Here is a 17070-nt window from a genome sequence, read left to right on the forward strand (position 1 = left end):
GACAGAAAGGAGTCACCCATGGCCAAGCGTTCCCGCCCGGCAGCCTTCATCGATGACCCGCTGTGGTACAAGGACGCCGTGATCTACCAGCTGCACATCAAGTCGTTCTTCGATTCGAACAACGACGGCATCGGCGATTTCGCCGGCCTGATCAGCAAGCTCGACTATATCGCCGAGCTTGGCGTCAACACTCTGTGGCTGCTGCCGTTCTACCCCTCGCCACGGCGCGACGACGGCTACGACATCGCCGAATACAAGGCCGTGCACCCGGACTACGGCAGCATGGCCGACGCCCGCCGCTTCATTGCCGAGGCGCACAAGCGCGGCCTGCGGGTGATCACCGAGCTGGTCATCAACCACACCAGCGACCAGCACCCGTGGTTCCAGCGTGCCCGCCATGCCAAGCGCGGCAGCAAGGCGCGGGACTTCTACGTGTGGTCGGACGATGACCAGAAGTACGACGGCACGCGGATCATCTTCCTCGACACCGAGAAGTCCAACTGGACCTGGGACCCGGTCGCTGGCCAGTACTTCTGGCACCGGTTCTACTCGCACCAGCCCGACCTCAACTTCGACAACCCGCAGGTGCTCAAGGCGGTGATCGGGGTGATGCGCTTCTGGCTCGACCTGGGCGTCGACGGCCTGCGCCTGGACGCCATCCCGTACCTGATTGAGCGCGACGGCACCAACAACGAGAACCTCCCCGAAACCCACACAGTGCTCAAGGCGATTCGCGCCGAGATCGACGCCAACTACCCCGACCGCATGCTGCTGGCCGAGGCCAACCAGTGGCCCGAGGATACTCGCCCGTACTTTGGCGAAGGCGATGGCGACGAATGCCACATGGCCTTCCACTTCCCGCTGATGCCGCGCATGTACATGGCCCTGGCCATGGAAGACCGCTTCCCGATCACCGACATCCTGCGCCAGACCCCGGAAATCCCGGCCAACTGCCAGTGGGCGATCTTCCTGCGCAACCACGATGAGCTGACCCTGGAAATGGTCACCGACCGCGAGCGCGACTACCTGTGGAACTACTACGCCGAAGACCGCCGCGCGCGCATCAACCTCGGCATCCGCCGACGCCTGGCGCCGTTGTTGCAGCGTGACCGGCGGCGCATCGAGCTGCTCACCAGCCTGCTGTTGTCGATGCCCGGCACACCCACCCTGTACTACGGCGACGAACTGGGCATGGGCGACAACATCTACCTCGGCGACCGCGACGGCGTGCGCACACCGATGCAGTGGTCACCGGACCGCAACGGCGGTTTCTCCCGGGCCGACCCGCAGCGCCTGGTACTGCCGCCGATCATGGACCCGCTGTACGGCTACCAGACTGTCAACGTCGAGGCCCAATCCCACGACCCACACTCGCTGCTGAACTGGAACCGCCGCCTGCTGGCGGTGCGCAAGCAGCAGAAGGCCTTTGGCCGCGGCAGCCTGCGCACGCTGACACCGAGCAACCGACGCATCCTGGCGTATATCCGCGAGTACACCGACGAAGTCGGCAACACCGAGGTGATTCTCTGCGTCGCCAACGTCTCGCGTGCGGCCCAGGCTGCCGAGCTCGAACTGTCGCAATACGCTGACAAAGTGCCTGTGGAGATGCTCGGCGGCAGCGCCTTCCCGCCAATCGGCCAGCTGCCGTTCCTGCTGACCTTGCCGCCTTATGCCTTCTACTGGTTCCTGCTGGCTGCCCACGACCGCATGCCCAGCTGGCACGTTCAAGCTACCGAGGGATTGCCGGAATTGACCACGCTAGTACTGCGCAAACGCATGGAAGAACTGCTCGAATCCCCCTCCAGCGACACCCTGAACGACACGGTCCTGCCACAATACCTGCCCAAGCGCCGCTGGTTCGCCGGCAAGGAAGGCCCGATCGACCAGGTGCGCCTGCGCTACGGCGTGCGCTTTGGCACCGCCACCACACCGGTGCTGCTCAGCGAGATCGAAGTGCTCAGCGACGGCGTGGCCACCCAGTACCAGCTGCCGTTCGGCCTGCTGCCGGAAGAGCAGATCAACACGGCGCTGCCGCAGCAGCTGGCGCTGTCGCGGGTACGCCGTGGCCGCCAGGTTGGGCTGATCACCGACGCCTTCGTCCTCGAACCGTTCATCCGTGCCGTGCTGCGCGCCTGTCAGGACGGCATGCACCTGCCTTGCGGCAACGGCCAGGGCGAGCTGCGCTTCGCCTGCACGGCCCAGCTGGCCGGCCTTGAGCTAAACGAGGAAAGCGAGGTGCGCTACCTAAGCGCCGAACAGTCCAACAGCTCGGTGGTGATTGGCGACCGCGTGGTGCTCAAGCTGATTCGCCGGGTCAACCCGGGCATTCACCCCGAGCTGGAAATGAGCGCCTACCTCACTGCCGCCGGCTTCGCCAATATCTCGCCGCTGCTGGCCTGGGTCAGCCGCGTCGACGAGCAGGGCGCGCCGCACCTGCTCATGATCGCCCAGGGTTACCTGAGCAACCAGGGCGATGCCTGGGCCTGGACCCAGAACACCCTGGAGCGGGCCATCCGCGACGAGATGGAACCGACCAGCGTCGACGCCGAAGCGCACACCGACGCGCTGGCTGAGCTGAATGGTTTCGCCGCCTTGCTCGGCCAGCGCCTGGGTGAGATGCACCTGCTGCTGGCGGCACCGACCCACGATGAAGCCTTCCAGCCACGCCCCAGCGATGCCGACGACAGCCATCGCTGGAGCGCGCAGATCAGCGCCGAACTGAACCACGCTCTCGATCTGCTGGCCCAGCACCGCGAACACCTCGACACCGACAGCCAGGCCCTGGTCGACGACCTGCAACAGCAGCGTGACGGCCTGGCCCAGCACATCGCCAGGCTCGCCGAACAGGCCCAGGGCGGCCTGCTGATGCGCGTGCATGGCGACCTGCACCTGGGGCAGGTGCTGGTGGTGCAGGGCGATGCCTACCTGATCGATTTCGAAGGCGAACCGGCCCGTCCACTGGACGAACGCCGGGCCAGACACAGCCCGTACAAGGATGTCAGCGGCGTGTTGCGATCCTTCGACTATGCTGCTGCGATGATCTTGCGCAGCGCGTCTGCCGTGGACCTTTCCGACCCGGCGCGGCAAGCCCGGCAACGGGTTGCCCGGCAGTACCTGCACCAGTCGCGGCATGCCTTCGTCGAAGCCTATGGCCTGGCCACCGCCGCCATGCCCCACGCCTGGCAACAGGCCGAGGGCGAGCGCGCCGCACTGGAGTTGTTCTGCCTGGAAAAAGCCGCCTACGAAATCACATACGAAGCCGAGAACCGTCCGAGTTGGCTGGCCGTGCCCTTGCATGGCCTGCATGGACTGATCAGTACCTGGGGAGAGTCATAGATGAATGCAACCACGCGTGAAAACGGCGGCCTTCGGCAACGGGACCTGGATGCCCTGGCCCGCGCCGAGCACGCCGATCCCTTTGCAGTGCTGGGCCCCCATGGTGACGGGCAGGGCGGCGTGTTCGTCCGTGCCTTCCTGCCCAATGCCCTGAACGTGCGGGTGCTGGCGCGCCAGGATGGGCGCATCCTCGCCGAAATGGTGCAGGGCAGCCTGCCCGGCCTGTTCAGCGCGCACCTCGATGAGGCACAGCCGTACCTGCTGCACATCGGCTGGGCCGGTGGCGAGCAGGTGACCGAAGACCCCTACAGCTTCGGCCCGCAACTGGGCGACATGGACCTCTACCTGTTCGCCGAAGGCAACCACCGCGACCTGTCCGGACGTTTCGGCGCCCAGCCGATCCAGGTCGATGGAATCGACGGTGTGTGCTTCTCGGTGTGGGCGCCGAATGCGCGGCGGGTGTCGGTGGTGGGTGACTTCAACAACTGGGACGGTCGCCGCCACCCCATGCGCTTGCGCCACAGCGCGGGCGTGTGGGAACTGTTCGTGCCGCGCCTGGGTGTGGGTGAAACCTACAAGTTCGAAGTACTCGGCAAGGACGGCATTCTGCCGCTGAAGGCCGACCCGCTGGCCCGCGCTACCGAGCTGCCGCCGAGCACCGCGTCGAAGGTGGCCGCTGAACTGAGTCATGCCTGGCAGGACCACGACTGGATGGAACATCGTGCTCAGCGCCACGCCTACAGCGCACCGCTGTCGATCTACGAGCTGCACCCGGGTTCCTGGCAATGCGAGCTCGACGAGCTGGGTGAAGTGTCGCGCTACTACAATTGGCGTGAACTGGCCGAACGCCTGGTGCCTTACGTCCAGCAACTGGGTTTCACCCATATCGAGCTGCTGCCGATCATGGAGCACCCGTTCGGTGGCTCGTGGGGCTACCAGCCGCTGTCGATGTTCGCACCGACCTCGCGCTATGGCACGCCTGAAGACTTCGCTGCATTCATCGATGCCTGCCACCAAGGCGGCATCGGCGTGATCCTCGACTGGGTGCCGGCGCATTTCCCCACCGACGAACATGGCCTGGCCCGGTTCGACGGCACCGCACTGTACGAGTACGACAACCCGCTGGAAGGCTACCACCAGGACTGGAACACGCTGATCTACAACCTCGGCCGCAACGAGGTGCGTGGCTTCATGATGGCGTCGGCCTTGCACTGGCTCAAGCACTTCCACATCGACGGTTTGCGCGTCGATGCGGTGGCCTCGATGCTGTACCGCGACTACTCGCGCAAGGCCGGTGAGTGGGTACCCAACCGCCACGGCGGGCGCGAAAACCTCGAGGCCATCGACTTCATCCGCCACCTCAACGGCATCGCTGCCCACGAGGCACCGGGCGCACTGATCATCGCCGAGGAGTCCACCGCCTGGCCGGGCGTGAGCCAGCCGACCCAGCAGGGCGGCCTGGGCTTTGCCTACAAGTGGAACATGGGCTGGATGCATGACACCTTGCACTACATCCAGAACGACCCGGTGCACCGTACCTATCACCACAACGAGATGAGCTTCGGCCTGATCTATGCCTATTCCGAGCATTTCATCCTGCCGATCTCCCACGACGAGGTGGTGCACGGCAAGCACTCGCTGATCGACAAGATGCCCGGTGACCGTTGGCAGAAGTTCGCCAACCTGCGCGCCTACCTGACCTTCATGTGGACCCACCCGGGCAAGAAGCTGCTGTTCATGGGCTGCGAGTTCGGCCAGTGGCGCGAGTGGAACCACGACCATCAGCTGGACTGGTACCTGCTGCAATACCCCGAGCACCAGGGTGTGCAGCGCCTGGTCGGTGACCTTAACCGCCTGTACCGCGAGCTGCCGGCGCTGCACGAGCAGGACTGCCAGCCCCAGGGCTTCCAGTGGCTGATCGGCGATGACGCGCACAACAGCGTGTATGCCTGGTTGCGCTGGAGCAGCCAGGGCGAGCCGCTGCTGGTGGTGGCCAACTTCACCCCGGTGCCGCGCGAGGGCTACCGGATTGGCGTGCCGTTCGGTGAGCGTTGGCAGGAGCTGCTCAACAGCGATGCCGAGCTGTATGCCGGGTCGAATGTCGGTAACCTGGGGGCGGTGCAGAGTGATGAGGTGGCCAGCCATGGGCAGCCATTGTCATTGGCCCTGAACCTGCCGCCGCTGGGTGTGCTGGTGATGAAACCAGCCTGATTTATTGCCTGTACTGGCCTCTTCGCGGGCAAGCCCGCTCCCACAGGTAGTGCACCCACCTCAAGGTCTGTGTAGTACCTGTGGGAGCGGGTCTACCCGCGAAGGGGCCAGGCCTGCCTACCACCGCATCCGCACCCCAAGGCTGCCAATCAGCCCATTGATGTCGTTGCCATCCACATCACTGCTGTAATCGGCACTGACAAACAGCGCCACCGTCGGTGTCACCCGCGCCACCAACCCCAAGCCCAATTCCACCGTGGTCGAATAGCGCGAGCTGGAGATCTTGTCGACCTGGTCCAGCTTCACATCGTTGCCATCGTTGAAGTCATACCAGACGTTGGTCCGCACATAGGGTTCGATCGGCATGCCTTTCACATCGTAGCGTCCGGACAACTTGGCACCGACCCGGCCGCTCCAGCTGGGCTGGCTGTCGAACGCCTTCAAGGTCTCTGCCTGCACCTGGTTGCCCGGGAAGAACTGCTGGTTGATCAACTGCGCCTGGGGCTCGATGACCCAGCCACCCCCCAGGCCGATCGGGTAACCGCCTTCCAGCGAAAAGGTCATCGCATGGCCGCTGTCATCCAGGCGCTGGCCATTGTCGTCGCGGCCCATCACTTCGATGCGCGAGCCCATGGCCACGGCATCCAGGTGCCAGCCCTGTTCATGGGTCATGCTCCAGTACACCCCCAGGCTCTCGCCACTGAGGTTGACCGCGTTGCGCTGCTGATCCCCCAGCAACGGCCGCACACCGTTGAAGCTGCTCTGCAGGTTGTTGTGCCCCACGAAAATCCCCGCACGGTGGACGTTGCCATCGGCGGTTTCACGCACGAACAGGTCCGGGCCGATCATCAATTGCTGGCTGGGCGCTTCCAGTTGCTCTGGCATCCGCGCGCCAGGTTGCGGTGTGGCACCCGGGAAGAACTGTGCCCACTGGCCGCCCACCAGGTCGGGTGCCGGCAGGGTGTGCCGCTCGCCCATCTTCTCGCTGAAGGCGTTCAGCGTTCCCATGTTCAGGCCGCTGGCGCTGACCGGGTCGAGCGACAACGTCGGCACCGTCGCTTGTTGCAGGTAGCTGGGGGAGATCGGATCTTCCTGCAGTTCGAACGCGAAAGTTTCCACCGGGGTTGCCAGAAGCATCGACGTGGAAACCGCGTAGAAAATACGATCGAAGCGCAAGGGATTCGAGGTTCTTTTCATGGCGGATCTCCTCTGTTTTTTTGTGGTACAGCCCAAGGACCTGGCCTGCGCGTCACGAGCTGTACGACAAAAACAGAGGGCGACCCAAACCAGCACGCCAGCTTTCGCAGGCGCGAGCAAAGGCGCGAGCTAGAGGCCCGGCGCGAGTTTTTACATCTAGTGATAGTGTTCAGCTAAGGAGAGACCAGCGCTTGCGTCAAGAAAGCGTGAAAGGTCTGTTCAAACGCTGTGGCTGTCATTAACCCTTTGAATAATTGAGTTAATTTGTCGGGTATAGCGGGGATCGCTATTTCTGTGGCACTGGCTATGCCGAATCATTGTTACAACCTGACCTCCACGGCCAGTGGCAGATGGTCGGAAAGATGCGTCCAAGGTTTGTACCCCAGAATCTGCGGCGCATGGCTATCGGCATTGCGCAGGTAGATGCGGTCCAGGCGCAGCAGCGGCAGGCGAGCGGGGTAGGTGCGGGCGAGCAGGCCGTGGTGGCGCTCGAAGGCCTCGTGCAGGTCGCGCTGCAGGCGCAGGGTGCGGTTGCCGTGTTGCTGCCAGTCGTTGAAGTCGCCGGCGATGATCACCGGCGCATCGGCAGGTAGCCCATCGAGCAACTGGCGCAGCAGCTGCAGCTGCTTCTGGCGGTGGCTTTCCAGCAGCGACAGGTGCACGCAGATGGCATGCACCTGTCGCTGGCCGGGGACGTCGAGGATGCAGTGCAACAAGCCGCGCCGCTCGGGGCCGGTGATCGACACGTCGAGGTTGCGGTGTTCGATGATCGGGTACTTGGACAGCAGTGCATTGCCGTGGTGGCCGTCGGGGTAGACCGCGTTGCGGCCGTAGGCGAAGTCGCTCCACATGCTGTCGGCGAGGAATTCGTACTGCGAGGTCTGTGGCCAGCCAGGGTAGCGGGCGGCATGGCGGTCGTGGCTGCCGAGTACTTCCTGAAGGAACACGATATCGGCCTGGGTGCTGCGCACCGCCTCGCGCAGCTCAGGCAGGATGAAGCGCCGGTTGAACACGGTGAAACCCTTGTGCGTGTTCACCGTCAGCACCCGCAGGCGTTTCACGGGAGGGGCCTGGCGGGTGCTGGCGAAACCTGGGCTGCCGGCTTCGAGGTTCACGGTGACTCCTTCATAGTCGTTGAAGTCTGATGGGTTCAGTCTTCCTCGCGCTGCAACACCATCAACAGCAACGACCGACCCTTGACCTCGAACGTGCTGTCGAACTGCAGGTGTTGCGGCTTGCGCATTTCTGGCCGGTCAGTATCGATCAGGCAGCTCCAGTACTCGCCTTCCGGCACGCTCGGCAGCTGGAACGGCACCACATCATGGTGTGCGTTGACGATCAGCAGCATGGTCGCCTCCGACCCGGGCCGTGCGATGCCACTGACCTGTGCGCGGCCATCGATCAGCATGCCCAGGCAGCGCCCGTGCGGGTCTTCCCACTGCTCCACGCTCATCTCGCTGCCATCCGGCGCCAGCCAGGTGACGTCCTTGACCCCGATCGCCTCATTGTAATCGCCCACCAGGAACCGCGAACGGCGCAGCACCGGGTAGGCCAGGCGCAGGCGGGTCAGGCGCTTGACGAAGGCCAGTAGCTCTTCGCCGTCCTGGTCCAGGTCCCAGTTGACCCAGCCGATCTCGCTGTCCTGGCAATAGGCGTTGTTGTTGCCGTGCTGGGTGCGGCTGAACTCGTCGCCGGCGACGATCATCGGCGTGCCCTGGGCCAGCAGCAGCGTGGCGAAGTAGTTGCGCATCTGGCGCATGCGCAGGGCGTTGACCTGCGGGTCGTCGGTAGGGCCTTCCACGCCGCAGTTCCACGACAGGTTGTTGTCGGTGCCGTCCTGGTTGTTCTCGTCGTTGTCTTCGTTGTGCTTGCTGTTGTACGACACCAGGTCGCGCAGGGTGAAGCCATCGTGGGCGGTGATGAAGTTGACCGAGGAGTACGGCCGGCGCCCGCGATTGTTGAACAGGTCGCCCGAAGCGGTCATGCGTGAGGCGAAATCGGCCAGCTGGCCCTCGTCGCCTTTCCAGAAGGCCCGTGCGGTATCGCGGAAGCGGTCGTTCCACTCGGCCCAGCCCGGTGCGAAGTTGCCCACCTGGTAGCCGCCAGGGCCGCAGTCCCAGGGTTCGGCGATCAGCTTGACCTGGCTGAGCATCGGGTCCTGGCGGCAGGCGACGAGGAAGCCGTGGCGCTCGCTGTAGCCTTCGTGGTAGCGGCCGAGGATGGTCGCCAGGTCGAATCGGAAACCGTCCACGCGCATTTCCCCGGCCCAGTAGCGCAGTGAATCGGTGACCAGTTGCAGCACCCGCGGGTGGCTGAGGTCGAGGGTGTTGCCGGTACCGGAATCGTTGATGTAGAAGCGCTTGTCGTCGGGCATCAGCCGGTAGTACGAGGCGTTGTCGATGCCACGCATGGACAGGGTCGGGCCACGCTCGTTGCCTTCTGCGGTGTGGTTGTAGACCACGTCGAGGATCACCTCCAGGCCGGCGTCGTGCAGGTGCGCGACCATCTCCTTGAACTCGGCGATCTTGCCGCTGGCCAGGTAGCGCGGGTGCGGTGCAAAGAAGGCGATGCTGTTGTAGCCCCAGTAGTTGTTCAGGCCCTTCTCCAGCAGGTGCTGGTCGTTGACGAAGGCGTGGATCGGCAGCAGCTCGATGCTCGAAACGCCCAGGTCCTTGATGTGCTTGAGCAGCTCGTCGTTGGCCAGGCCGGCGAAAGTGCCGCGGAGTTTTTCCGGCACCGCCGGGTGGCGCATGCTGATGCCGCGGGTGTGGGCTTCGTAGATGATGGTGCGTTCCCAGGGTGTCTGCACCGGCTGGTCGCGGCCCCAGGTGAAGGCCGGGTCGATGACCTTGCATTTGGGCACGAAGGGCGCGCTGTCGCGTTCGTCGAACGACAGGTCGCCGTCGGGGTGGCCGATGGTGTAGCCGAACAGCGCCTCGGACCATTTCAGGCTGCCGACCAGTTGCTTGGCATAGGGGTCGATCAGCAATTTGTTGGGGTTGAAGCGGTGGCCGTTTTCCGGCTCGTAAGGGCCGTACACGCGGTAGCCGTAGACCAGCCCGGGATGAGCATCGGGCAGGTAGCCGTGGTAGATCTCGTCGGTGTACTCGGGCAGTTCGATGCGCTCGATTTCCTGCTCGCCGGTGGAGTCGAACAGGCACAGTTCGACCTTGGTGGCGTTGGCCGAGAACAGGGCGAAGTTGACCCCCAGGCCGTCCCAGGTGGCGCCCAGGGGGAAGGGCAGGCCTTCGCGGATGCGCGACGGGGCGACGGAGCGGGTTTTCTTCGGGGTGCGGGGGCTCATGGCGGTCCTCGATTGGCCGTGGTGGAGGGAGTGTTGCGGGGACCTGGGCCGGCCCCTTCGCGGGCGAGCCCGCTGTCACAGGTACTGCACTGCGCTTGAGGTGGGTGCAATCCGTGTGGGAGCGGGTTTACCCGCGAAAGGGCCGGAACAGGCTTAACCGGCAGTCGGCTTTTTCACTGCTCTGGGCTTCTTGGCAGCAGGCGTTTTCGCCGCAGGCAGGGCAGTCACCTTGGGCTCGGCAGGCGCCTTGGGCTTGGCCGGTGCCCGCTTGCGAGGTGCCGCCTTGGGTGCCAGCGCCTCGGCTTCGGCAAGCTTGCGGGCCATGTCCCAATGGCGCTCCTCTTGCCCCTCCGGCTTACCTTCCGATTCCCAGATCTGGTAAGCGAATTCGCGTACTCGTTTTTCTTCGACACTCATCACGACGCTCCTGAATGCTATGCATGTTCAATCAACAGGTTGACTGGAAATTGCGACAGAACCGCGCTCAACATCAGCTCCCTTGTAGGGCTGACAGCGGCCACACCGAAAAGTCCAGTCCAAGTGGCAGGCGACAAGGCAAACGGCAGGATCACCCGGGTGTCGTCCCAGTTCTGTGCCGGGATCAACGGTGAAGTGGCGCCGCCGAGCAGGCCGCTGGCCAGGCGCGGGGCGACGACGATGGCGCGTTGGCCTTCACCCAGGCGGGCGAAGGCGATGACCTGCTCGGCATGCCGGCCCTGCACGTTCAGCGGCAGGTAGGCGCCCCGGCGGAACAGCTCGGCATTGGCCTGGCGGCAGTCCAATACCCGGGCGATCAGGGCCTGCTTGATGCGGCCGTCGCGCCAGTGCGCCAGCAGCTCGGCGGGCGCGGTGGCATCGTCCAGGGTGCGACGCCTGCAAGCGTAGTCGACAGCGCGGCGGTTGTCCGGGTCGACCAGACTGAAGTCCCAGTATTCGTTGCCCTGGTACAGGTCGGGTACACCCGGCACGGTCATGCGCAGCAGGCTCTGCACCAGGCCGTTGAGGGCACCGGGGCAGGCGATCAGCTGTGCGGCATCGGCCAATGACTGGCGCAGCTGCTGGTTTTCCCGATCCAGCAGCAGGCCGTCGACATAGGCGGCGCAGGCCGTTTCATAGGCCTCGTTCGGCGCGCTCCAGCTGCTGCGCAGCTTGGCTTCGCGCAGGGCCTTCTGCTGCCATTGGCGGATGCGCTCGGCGTACTGGCGCAGTGCGTTGTCGTCGTGCAGGTCGAGGCTCAACGGCCAGCTGCCCAGCAACGTCTGCAACAGCAGCAGCTCATCGCCGGGGCTTGGCGCCACGCCGTCGTCCAGCTGTTCACGCAGCGGTGCGGCCAGCTCGCGCCAGTGCTCCACGCGGCTGGCCAACCAGGGCCCGCGCTCGCTCAGCACGGCCAGGCGCGCACGGCTGTCTTCGCCACGCTTGTGGTCGTGGGTGGCGGTGGCGAGCAGGTTGTCGGGGAAGTCGCGCAGGCGGCGCTGGGCCTCGTTATGGAAATGCTCGGGGCCGGCGCTGAAGCGCTCGGCCTCGAAGCCGACATCGTTGCGCGACAACAGCCGCGCCGAGCGATAGAAGGCGGTGTCCTCCACGGCCTTGGCGGCACTGGGGGCGGTGAGCTGCTGGAAGCGCACACAGGCATGGCGCAGGTGTTTGCGCGGTTTGCCCGGTGGCAGCTGGCGCCAGGGCTGCCCGCCGAGCCACTGTTCGAGCTGGTCGAGCAGTGGCCAGTCGGCCTCCCCCAGGTCATGGCGGGCACTGCTCAGGGCCTGCTGGAAGAACCGTTCATCTTCGGCCGGGCGCCCGCAGGCATTGAAGTAGGTGCGATACACCGGGTAATGCGCGATCAGCGCCTGCAATGCGCGGCGAATGGCGCCGAGGGTCAGGTCGCGGGTCATCAGGTCGTCGCGGGCGACCTGCAACAGGGCCTGGGCCACGGATTCGCAGTCGCCGGCCAGGCTGGCATTGAGCACCAGGTGGCGCGCCAGGCGCACTTCCTCGGCGAAGTCGGGGCGTTCGCTGACGGTGGCCCACAGCTCGGTCAGCGGCGCCTCGCCGGCCGGGTCGTGCTGCAGCAGCGAGACCTGGTTCATGAACTCGTAGCCGGTGGTGCCGTCGGTGAGCCAGTCGCGGTGCAGGTGTTCGTCGGCACCGAGGATCTTTTCCACGTAGATCGGGAAGTGTTCCAGCGCGGCCTGCAACGGGCGCCCGGCGAGCAGGCTGTCGACCCGGCGCCGCAGCTTGCGGCAATAGCCGCGCGGGTCGGCCAGGCCGTCGATATGGTCGATGCGCAGGCCGTCCACCAGGCCGCGCTCGATCAGCTCGAACAGCTTGGCGTGGGTCGCCTCGAACACCACGGCACGCTCCACCCGCAGGCCGCCGAGTTCGTTGATGTCGAAGAAGCGCCGCCAGTTGATGTCATCGGCGGCGGTGCGCCAGCTGGCCAGGCGGTAGGTCTGGCGTTCGAGCAGCAGGTGCAGGCGCTTGAAGCCGTGTTCGCTGCGGCTGTCGAAGGCGACCAGGGCCGATTCCAGGTCCGCGCCTTCGCGCACCAGGCGTGCCAGCTCGGCGTGCAGGGGCAGGGCGTCTGCCAGTGGCTCAGGCGCCTCGCGCAGTGCGGTGAAATGCTCGGCCAGGGCCTTCAGCGCAGGCTCGGGGCTCTGCGCGAGGATCCAGCCATAGTCCAGCGGGCATATCGGGAAGCGGTGCTGGTAGTGGGCGATCTGCAGCAAGCCCGATTGCTTGTCGAATTGCAGCGGGATTTCGCCGTTCTTCAGCGCTGCGCCATAGTCGCTGCCAAGGAACGGCAGCAGCAACTGCCCGGCCAGCAGCGGATCGCTGGAATGCCACTGGATGTCGAAAAACTCCGCATGAGGGCTGCGCCGGCCCCAGGCCAGCAGGCTCTGCCACCAAGGGTTGTCGGCGCCACCCACGGCCATGTGGTTGGACACGGTGTCGAGGATCAGCCCCATGCCATGCTGGCGCAGCGCAGCCACCAGCCGTTGCAACGCGGCCTCGCCACCTAGCTCGGGGTTGACGCAGGTCGGGTCGACCACGTCGTAACCGTGGCGCGAGCCGGCGCGGGCCTTGAGGATCGGCGAGGCATACAGGTGGCTGATACCCAACTGGGCGAAATACGGCACCAGTGGCACGGCGTCATCGAGGCTGAAGTCGCTGTGAAATTGCAGGCGCAGGGTCGCGGTCAACGGCTTCATCGGTCCCGCTCCCAGGCTTGCTCACGGGCTTGGGCCAGCACCTCCAGGCGCCGTGCGGCGTCTTCGTCGTCGAGCAGCTCGCGCACTGGTGCGGCGAAGCGCCGGCGCCAGTTGGGGTGGCCGCTGGTAGTGCCGGGCAGGTTGGGCTGCTCGTCGCTGCCGAGCAGGTCTTCCAGCGGGATCAGCACCAATGGGGCGCGGGTGTGGCCAACGTAGCGGATGGCGGCATCGATCAGCGCGTCATTGTCCGCCTGCGGGCCGTAGTTGGCTTCCAGGGTGCGGCGCAGGCCTTCGCACTCCTTCTGTCGCTCATGGCGCCAGTGCAGTTCGGTGGCGGCGTCGATCAGCTGCAGGCGCTGGCTCCATTCGATGTCGCGGCTTTGCAGCCAGCCGGCCAACGGTGCCAGGTCGTGGGTGCCGGTGGTGGCCAGGGCGTCGTCCGGCCAGTCGAGGATCGGTTTGAAGTGGCCGGGCTGGGTCTGCTCGAAAGGCAGCACGCGCATGCCCAGTACGGCCTTGGCCGCCAGCTGTTCGCGCAGGCCCTCGGGCACGGTGCCGAGGTCTTCGCCAAGGATGATCGCCTGGTGGCGCACCGACTCCAGGGCCAGCAGGCGCAGCAGGTCTTCCAGCGGGTAGTTGAGGTACGCGCCTTCGGCAGGCTTGCAGCCACGGGGGATCAGCCACAGCCGGCGCAGGCCCATCACATGGTCGATGCGCAGGCCACCAGCATGGGCCAGGTTGGCCCGCAGCATCTCGATGAAGGCACGGTAGCCGTTGCGCTTGAGGCCCTCGGGGGAGAAGGCGCAGATGCCCCAGTCCTGGCCCGAGCGGTTGAGGATGTCGGGCGGCGCGCCGACCTTGAGGTTGGCCAGCAGCTCGTCCTGGCGGCTCCAGGCCTGGCTGCCGGCACCATCGGCTCCGACGGCCAGGTCGGCGATCAGGCCGACCGCCATGCCGTTGCTGCGTGCGGCGTGCTGGGCGCGTTGCAGGCTGCGCTCGGTCAGCCACTGGCAGAAGGCATGGAACTCGACCTTGGCCGGGTACGCGTTGGCGAAGGCCTCGACTTCCGGGTGGTACGGGTCGTGCCAGGCGCTGGGCCAGTTGCGCCAGTCGGCGCCCAGGCCATGCTCGACCGCTTGCGCCTGCAGCACTTCAAAGCGGCAGTGGTGCTCCAGGGCCTGGCCGCGGGCCTCGCGGAAGCTGTCGAAATCCTTGCGCAGCGGGTGGTCGGCCTGGCTGAAGTCCTGGTACAGCGCTTCGAGCAGGCGCAGGCGGGCGTCGGCGGCACGGGGCCAGTCCACCAGCGGGCGCTGCTCCAGGTCTTCGAGCACTTGCTCCAGGCCACAGGCCTCGATCGCCATGCGCACGGCGCGCTCGCCCAGCAGCGCGGAGGGGCTGGCGTACAGGGTGTTGAGCAACAGGCGGCTGGACGGTGAGTAGGGGCTGTAGTGCTGCTGGTCGACGGCCGAGAGCGCGTGGATCGGGCTGATCGCCAGGGCATCGGCGCCGCGCTCGGCGGCGCTGCGCGCCAGTTGTTCCAGGGCCAGGCAATCGCCGTAGCCACCATCACCGCTGCGGCGCAGGCTGTAGAGTTGCACCGCCAGGCCCCAGCAGCGCGGCGGCGGTTCAGCGACCGCGTCGGCCAGGCTGTGGCAGCGCGGCGGAGCCACGGCGAGGGTGAAGCTGCGGTCGTTGATCTGCAGCAGGTGGTAGCCGACCGGTAGGCCGCCGGGCAGGTTGCCTTGGGCATCGAGGGTCAGGTACTGCAGGCGGTTGCTTTCCAGGGTACAGCGCACGGCGCTGCCCGGCGGGAAGTAGCGCTGCAGGGACAGTGGCTGGTCAAGGTCGGCGGTGATCAGCGGGGGCAGGTGATCGGCGTCTTCGGCGGCCTCCACGGCGCGCAGGCTGGCCTGGATGGCAGGCTCGTCGCCGGCGGGGTGGCCCAGGCCGTCGAGGACCTTGCGCAAGACCTCGTCGCTGACCTGTTGTGGCCGGTTGTTGGCGTCGATCCAGTCGCGGGCCAGCCCGACGCGGGCGGCCAGTCGGTGCAAGGCGGTTTCGCTCATGGGCGCTCCTGGCCAGGTGATAGCAGGCTGACCACACAGCTGTGGGCGGACAGCGCAGTGTCGGGGTGGGTGGTGTCGCTGCTGTCGAACAGGCGCCGTTCGACGGCGGGCAGGGCGACCGCCTGGGGCGCGGCGGCCAGGTTCAGGTCGATGCGCAGGGTGCTGCCATCGCCCAGCTGCCAGCGCGCAGTGAGCGCCTTGTCGCCCAGCACTTCGGCGCCCAGGGCGCGGCTGCCGGGCAGGTGGGGGATGACGTGGCGCCGGCGCAGGTCGAGCAGCTGGTGATAAAGACCGTGCCAGCCGGCGATGACTTCCTTGTTTTGCGGCCGCGATGCCTCGAAGGTCTGTTCGGCATTGGGGTCGGGTATGTGTTCGCGTTGCTCGGGGTCGGCGAATGCCTTGAAGTGGGCGAACTCACCCCGGCGGCCCTCGCGCACGGCGTCGGCCAGGTCGTCATGGAAATCGGTGAAGAACAGGAATGGCCGGCAGCTGCCATCGTCATCGCCCATGAACAGCAACGGGATCATTGGCGCCAGCAGCAACAGGCCGGTGGCCGCACGCAACGCCGGGGGAGGGCAAAGGCGGGTCAGGCGTTCGCCCAGGGCGCGGTTACCGACCTGGTCATGGTTCTGCAGGAACAGCACGAACGCACTGGGCTCCAGATGCCCGCTGGGTTCGCCACGTGGTGTGCCGTGGCGGTTGGCCTGGCCCTGGAACACGAAGCCTTCGGACAGGCAACGGGCCAGCTTGTCGATGGGACTTTCCTGGTAGTCGGCGTAATACCCTTCGGTTTCCCCGGTCAGCAGCACATGCAAGGCATTGTGGCCATCGTCGTTCCACTGGGCATCGAAACCCTGTTCGAGCAACGAAGCCTGGTTGTGCTCGTTCTCCAGCACCAGCCACACATGCCGGCCTGGCTCGACGGCGGCGCGCACCCGCTGAGCCAGTTCGACCAGGAAGTCGGGTTGGTCGATGGCGTGCACGGCATCCAGGCGCAGGCCGTCGCAGCGGTAGTCGCACAGCCACATCAGGGCGTTCTGGATGAAGTACTCGCGCACTTCGTGGCGGCGAAAATCGATGGCCGCGCCCCAGGGCGTCTGGCGGTCTTCGCGGAAGAACGGGCTGGCGTACTGGTGCAGGTAGTTGCCGTCCGGGCCGAAGTGGTTGTAGACCACATCCACCAGCACCATCAGCCCCTGGCCGTGGGCGCGGTCCACCAGTGCGCACAGTTGCTCGGGGCTGCCGTAGCTGTGCTGGGGCGCATAGGGCAGCACACCGTCATAGCCCCAGTTGCGCTCGCCGGGGAACTGGCCCAGGGGCATCAGCTCGATGGCGCTGATGCCCAGTTCGGCCAGCCTCGGCAACTGCCGGGCGACGCCCGGGTAGCCTTCGAGCACGCCGATGTGCAGCTCCTGGATCACCGCTTCGTGCCACGGCCGGCCTCGCCACGGGTGCTGCCAGGCGTAGGCACTGGTATCCACCACCTGGCTCGGCCCGTGCACCCCTTCGGGCTGGTAGCGCGACGCCGGGTCGGCTACCTGCAGTGTGCCGTCGATACGGTAGTGGTAGCGGTCACCGGCCTGGCACGGGGCAACCCCCGTGTACCAGCCGTTGTCCTCGGGCAGCAGCTCGATGGCGGGCTGCTGCTCCAGTTCCAGGCTCACGCTGCGCGCATCGGGTGCCCATAGGGCGAAGCGCGCCGACGTGGCGTCCAGCAGGTGTGCGCCATGCCTGTGCATCTTCGACC

At 66.0% G+C, this 17070-nt stretch carries 9 protein-coding genes; 2 read left to right on the top strand and 7 right to left on the bottom strand.

What is annotated here, in order from left to right; all coding sequences use genetic code 11:
- The first annotated feature begins 18 nt into the window (after nucleotides 1-18).
- Nucleotides 19-3336: a maltose alpha-D-glucosyltransferase gene (gene treS, locus J7573_RS03245; RefSeq protein WP_294325608.1), complete on the top strand. Its 3318-nt coding sequence runs from the start codon at nucleotides 19-21 to the stop codon at nucleotides 3334-3336.
- Nucleotides 3337-5547 carry a 1,4-alpha-glucan branching protein GlgB gene (gene glgB / locus J7573_RS03250; RefSeq protein WP_294325610.1) on the top strand — a complete coding sequence of 737 codons (2211 nt, stop codon included), beginning with the start codon at nucleotides 3337-3339 and terminating at the stop codon, nucleotides 5545-5547. It abuts the gene before it with no gap.
- 117 nt (nucleotides 5548-5664) lie between these two features.
- Here the strand turns inward: glgB and J7573_RS03255 are convergent, their stop codons facing one another.
- The 7 genes from J7573_RS03255 to treZ form a co-directional block, all read right to left on the bottom strand.
- The gene (locus tag J7573_RS03255; RefSeq protein WP_294325612.1) at nucleotides 5665-6744 is read right to left on the bottom strand and encodes an autotransporter outer membrane beta-barrel domain-containing protein; all 1080 of its coding nucleotides are present in this window, start codon (nucleotides 6742-6744) and stop codon (nucleotides 5665-5667) included.
- A 320-nt stretch (nucleotides 6745-7064) separates the two neighbouring features.
- Nucleotides 7065-7859 carry an endonuclease/exonuclease/phosphatase family protein gene (locus J7573_RS03260; protein WP_294325614.1) on the bottom strand — a complete coding sequence of 265 codons (795 nt, stop codon included), beginning with the start codon at nucleotides 7857-7859 and terminating at the stop codon, nucleotides 7065-7067.
- A gap of 35 nt (nucleotides 7860-7894) precedes the next feature.
- Nucleotides 7895-10048, bottom strand: coding sequence for a glycogen debranching protein GlgX (gene glgX / locus J7573_RS03265; RefSeq protein ID WP_294325616.1), 2154 nt, complete (start codon nucleotides 10046-10048; stop codon nucleotides 7895-7897).
- A 153-nt stretch (nucleotides 10049-10201) separates the two neighbouring features.
- Entirely contained in the window at nucleotides 10202-10468 is a 267-nt protein-coding gene (locus J7573_RS03270; RefSeq protein ID WP_294325618.1) for a DUF2934 domain-containing protein, read from the bottom strand.
- 14 nt (nucleotides 10469-10482) lie between these two features.
- On the bottom strand, nucleotides 10483-13257 hold the full coding sequence (locus J7573_RS03275; RefSeq protein WP_294325620.1) for a malto-oligosyltrehalose synthase: 2775 nt from the start codon (nucleotides 13255-13257) through the stop codon (nucleotides 10483-10485).
- Entirely contained in the window at nucleotides 13254-15323 is a 2070-nt protein-coding gene (malQ, locus tag J7573_RS03280) for a 4-alpha-glucanotransferase (protein WP_294325622.1), read from the bottom strand. Before malQ ends, J7573_RS03275 begins: the two co-directional genes overlap by 4 nt.
- Nucleotides 15320-17062 carry a malto-oligosyltrehalose trehalohydrolase gene (treZ, locus tag J7573_RS03285; RefSeq protein WP_294325624.1) on the bottom strand — a complete coding sequence of 581 codons (1743 nt, stop codon included), beginning with the start codon at nucleotides 17060-17062 and terminating at the stop codon, nucleotides 15320-15322. Before treZ ends, malQ begins: the two co-directional genes overlap by 4 nt.
- Nucleotides 17063-17070: the final 8 nt, after the last annotated feature.

This window comes from Pseudomonas sp. (assembly GCF_017744435.1).
GTDB lineage: Bacteria > Pseudomonadota > Gammaproteobacteria > Pseudomonadales > Pseudomonadaceae > Aquipseudomonas.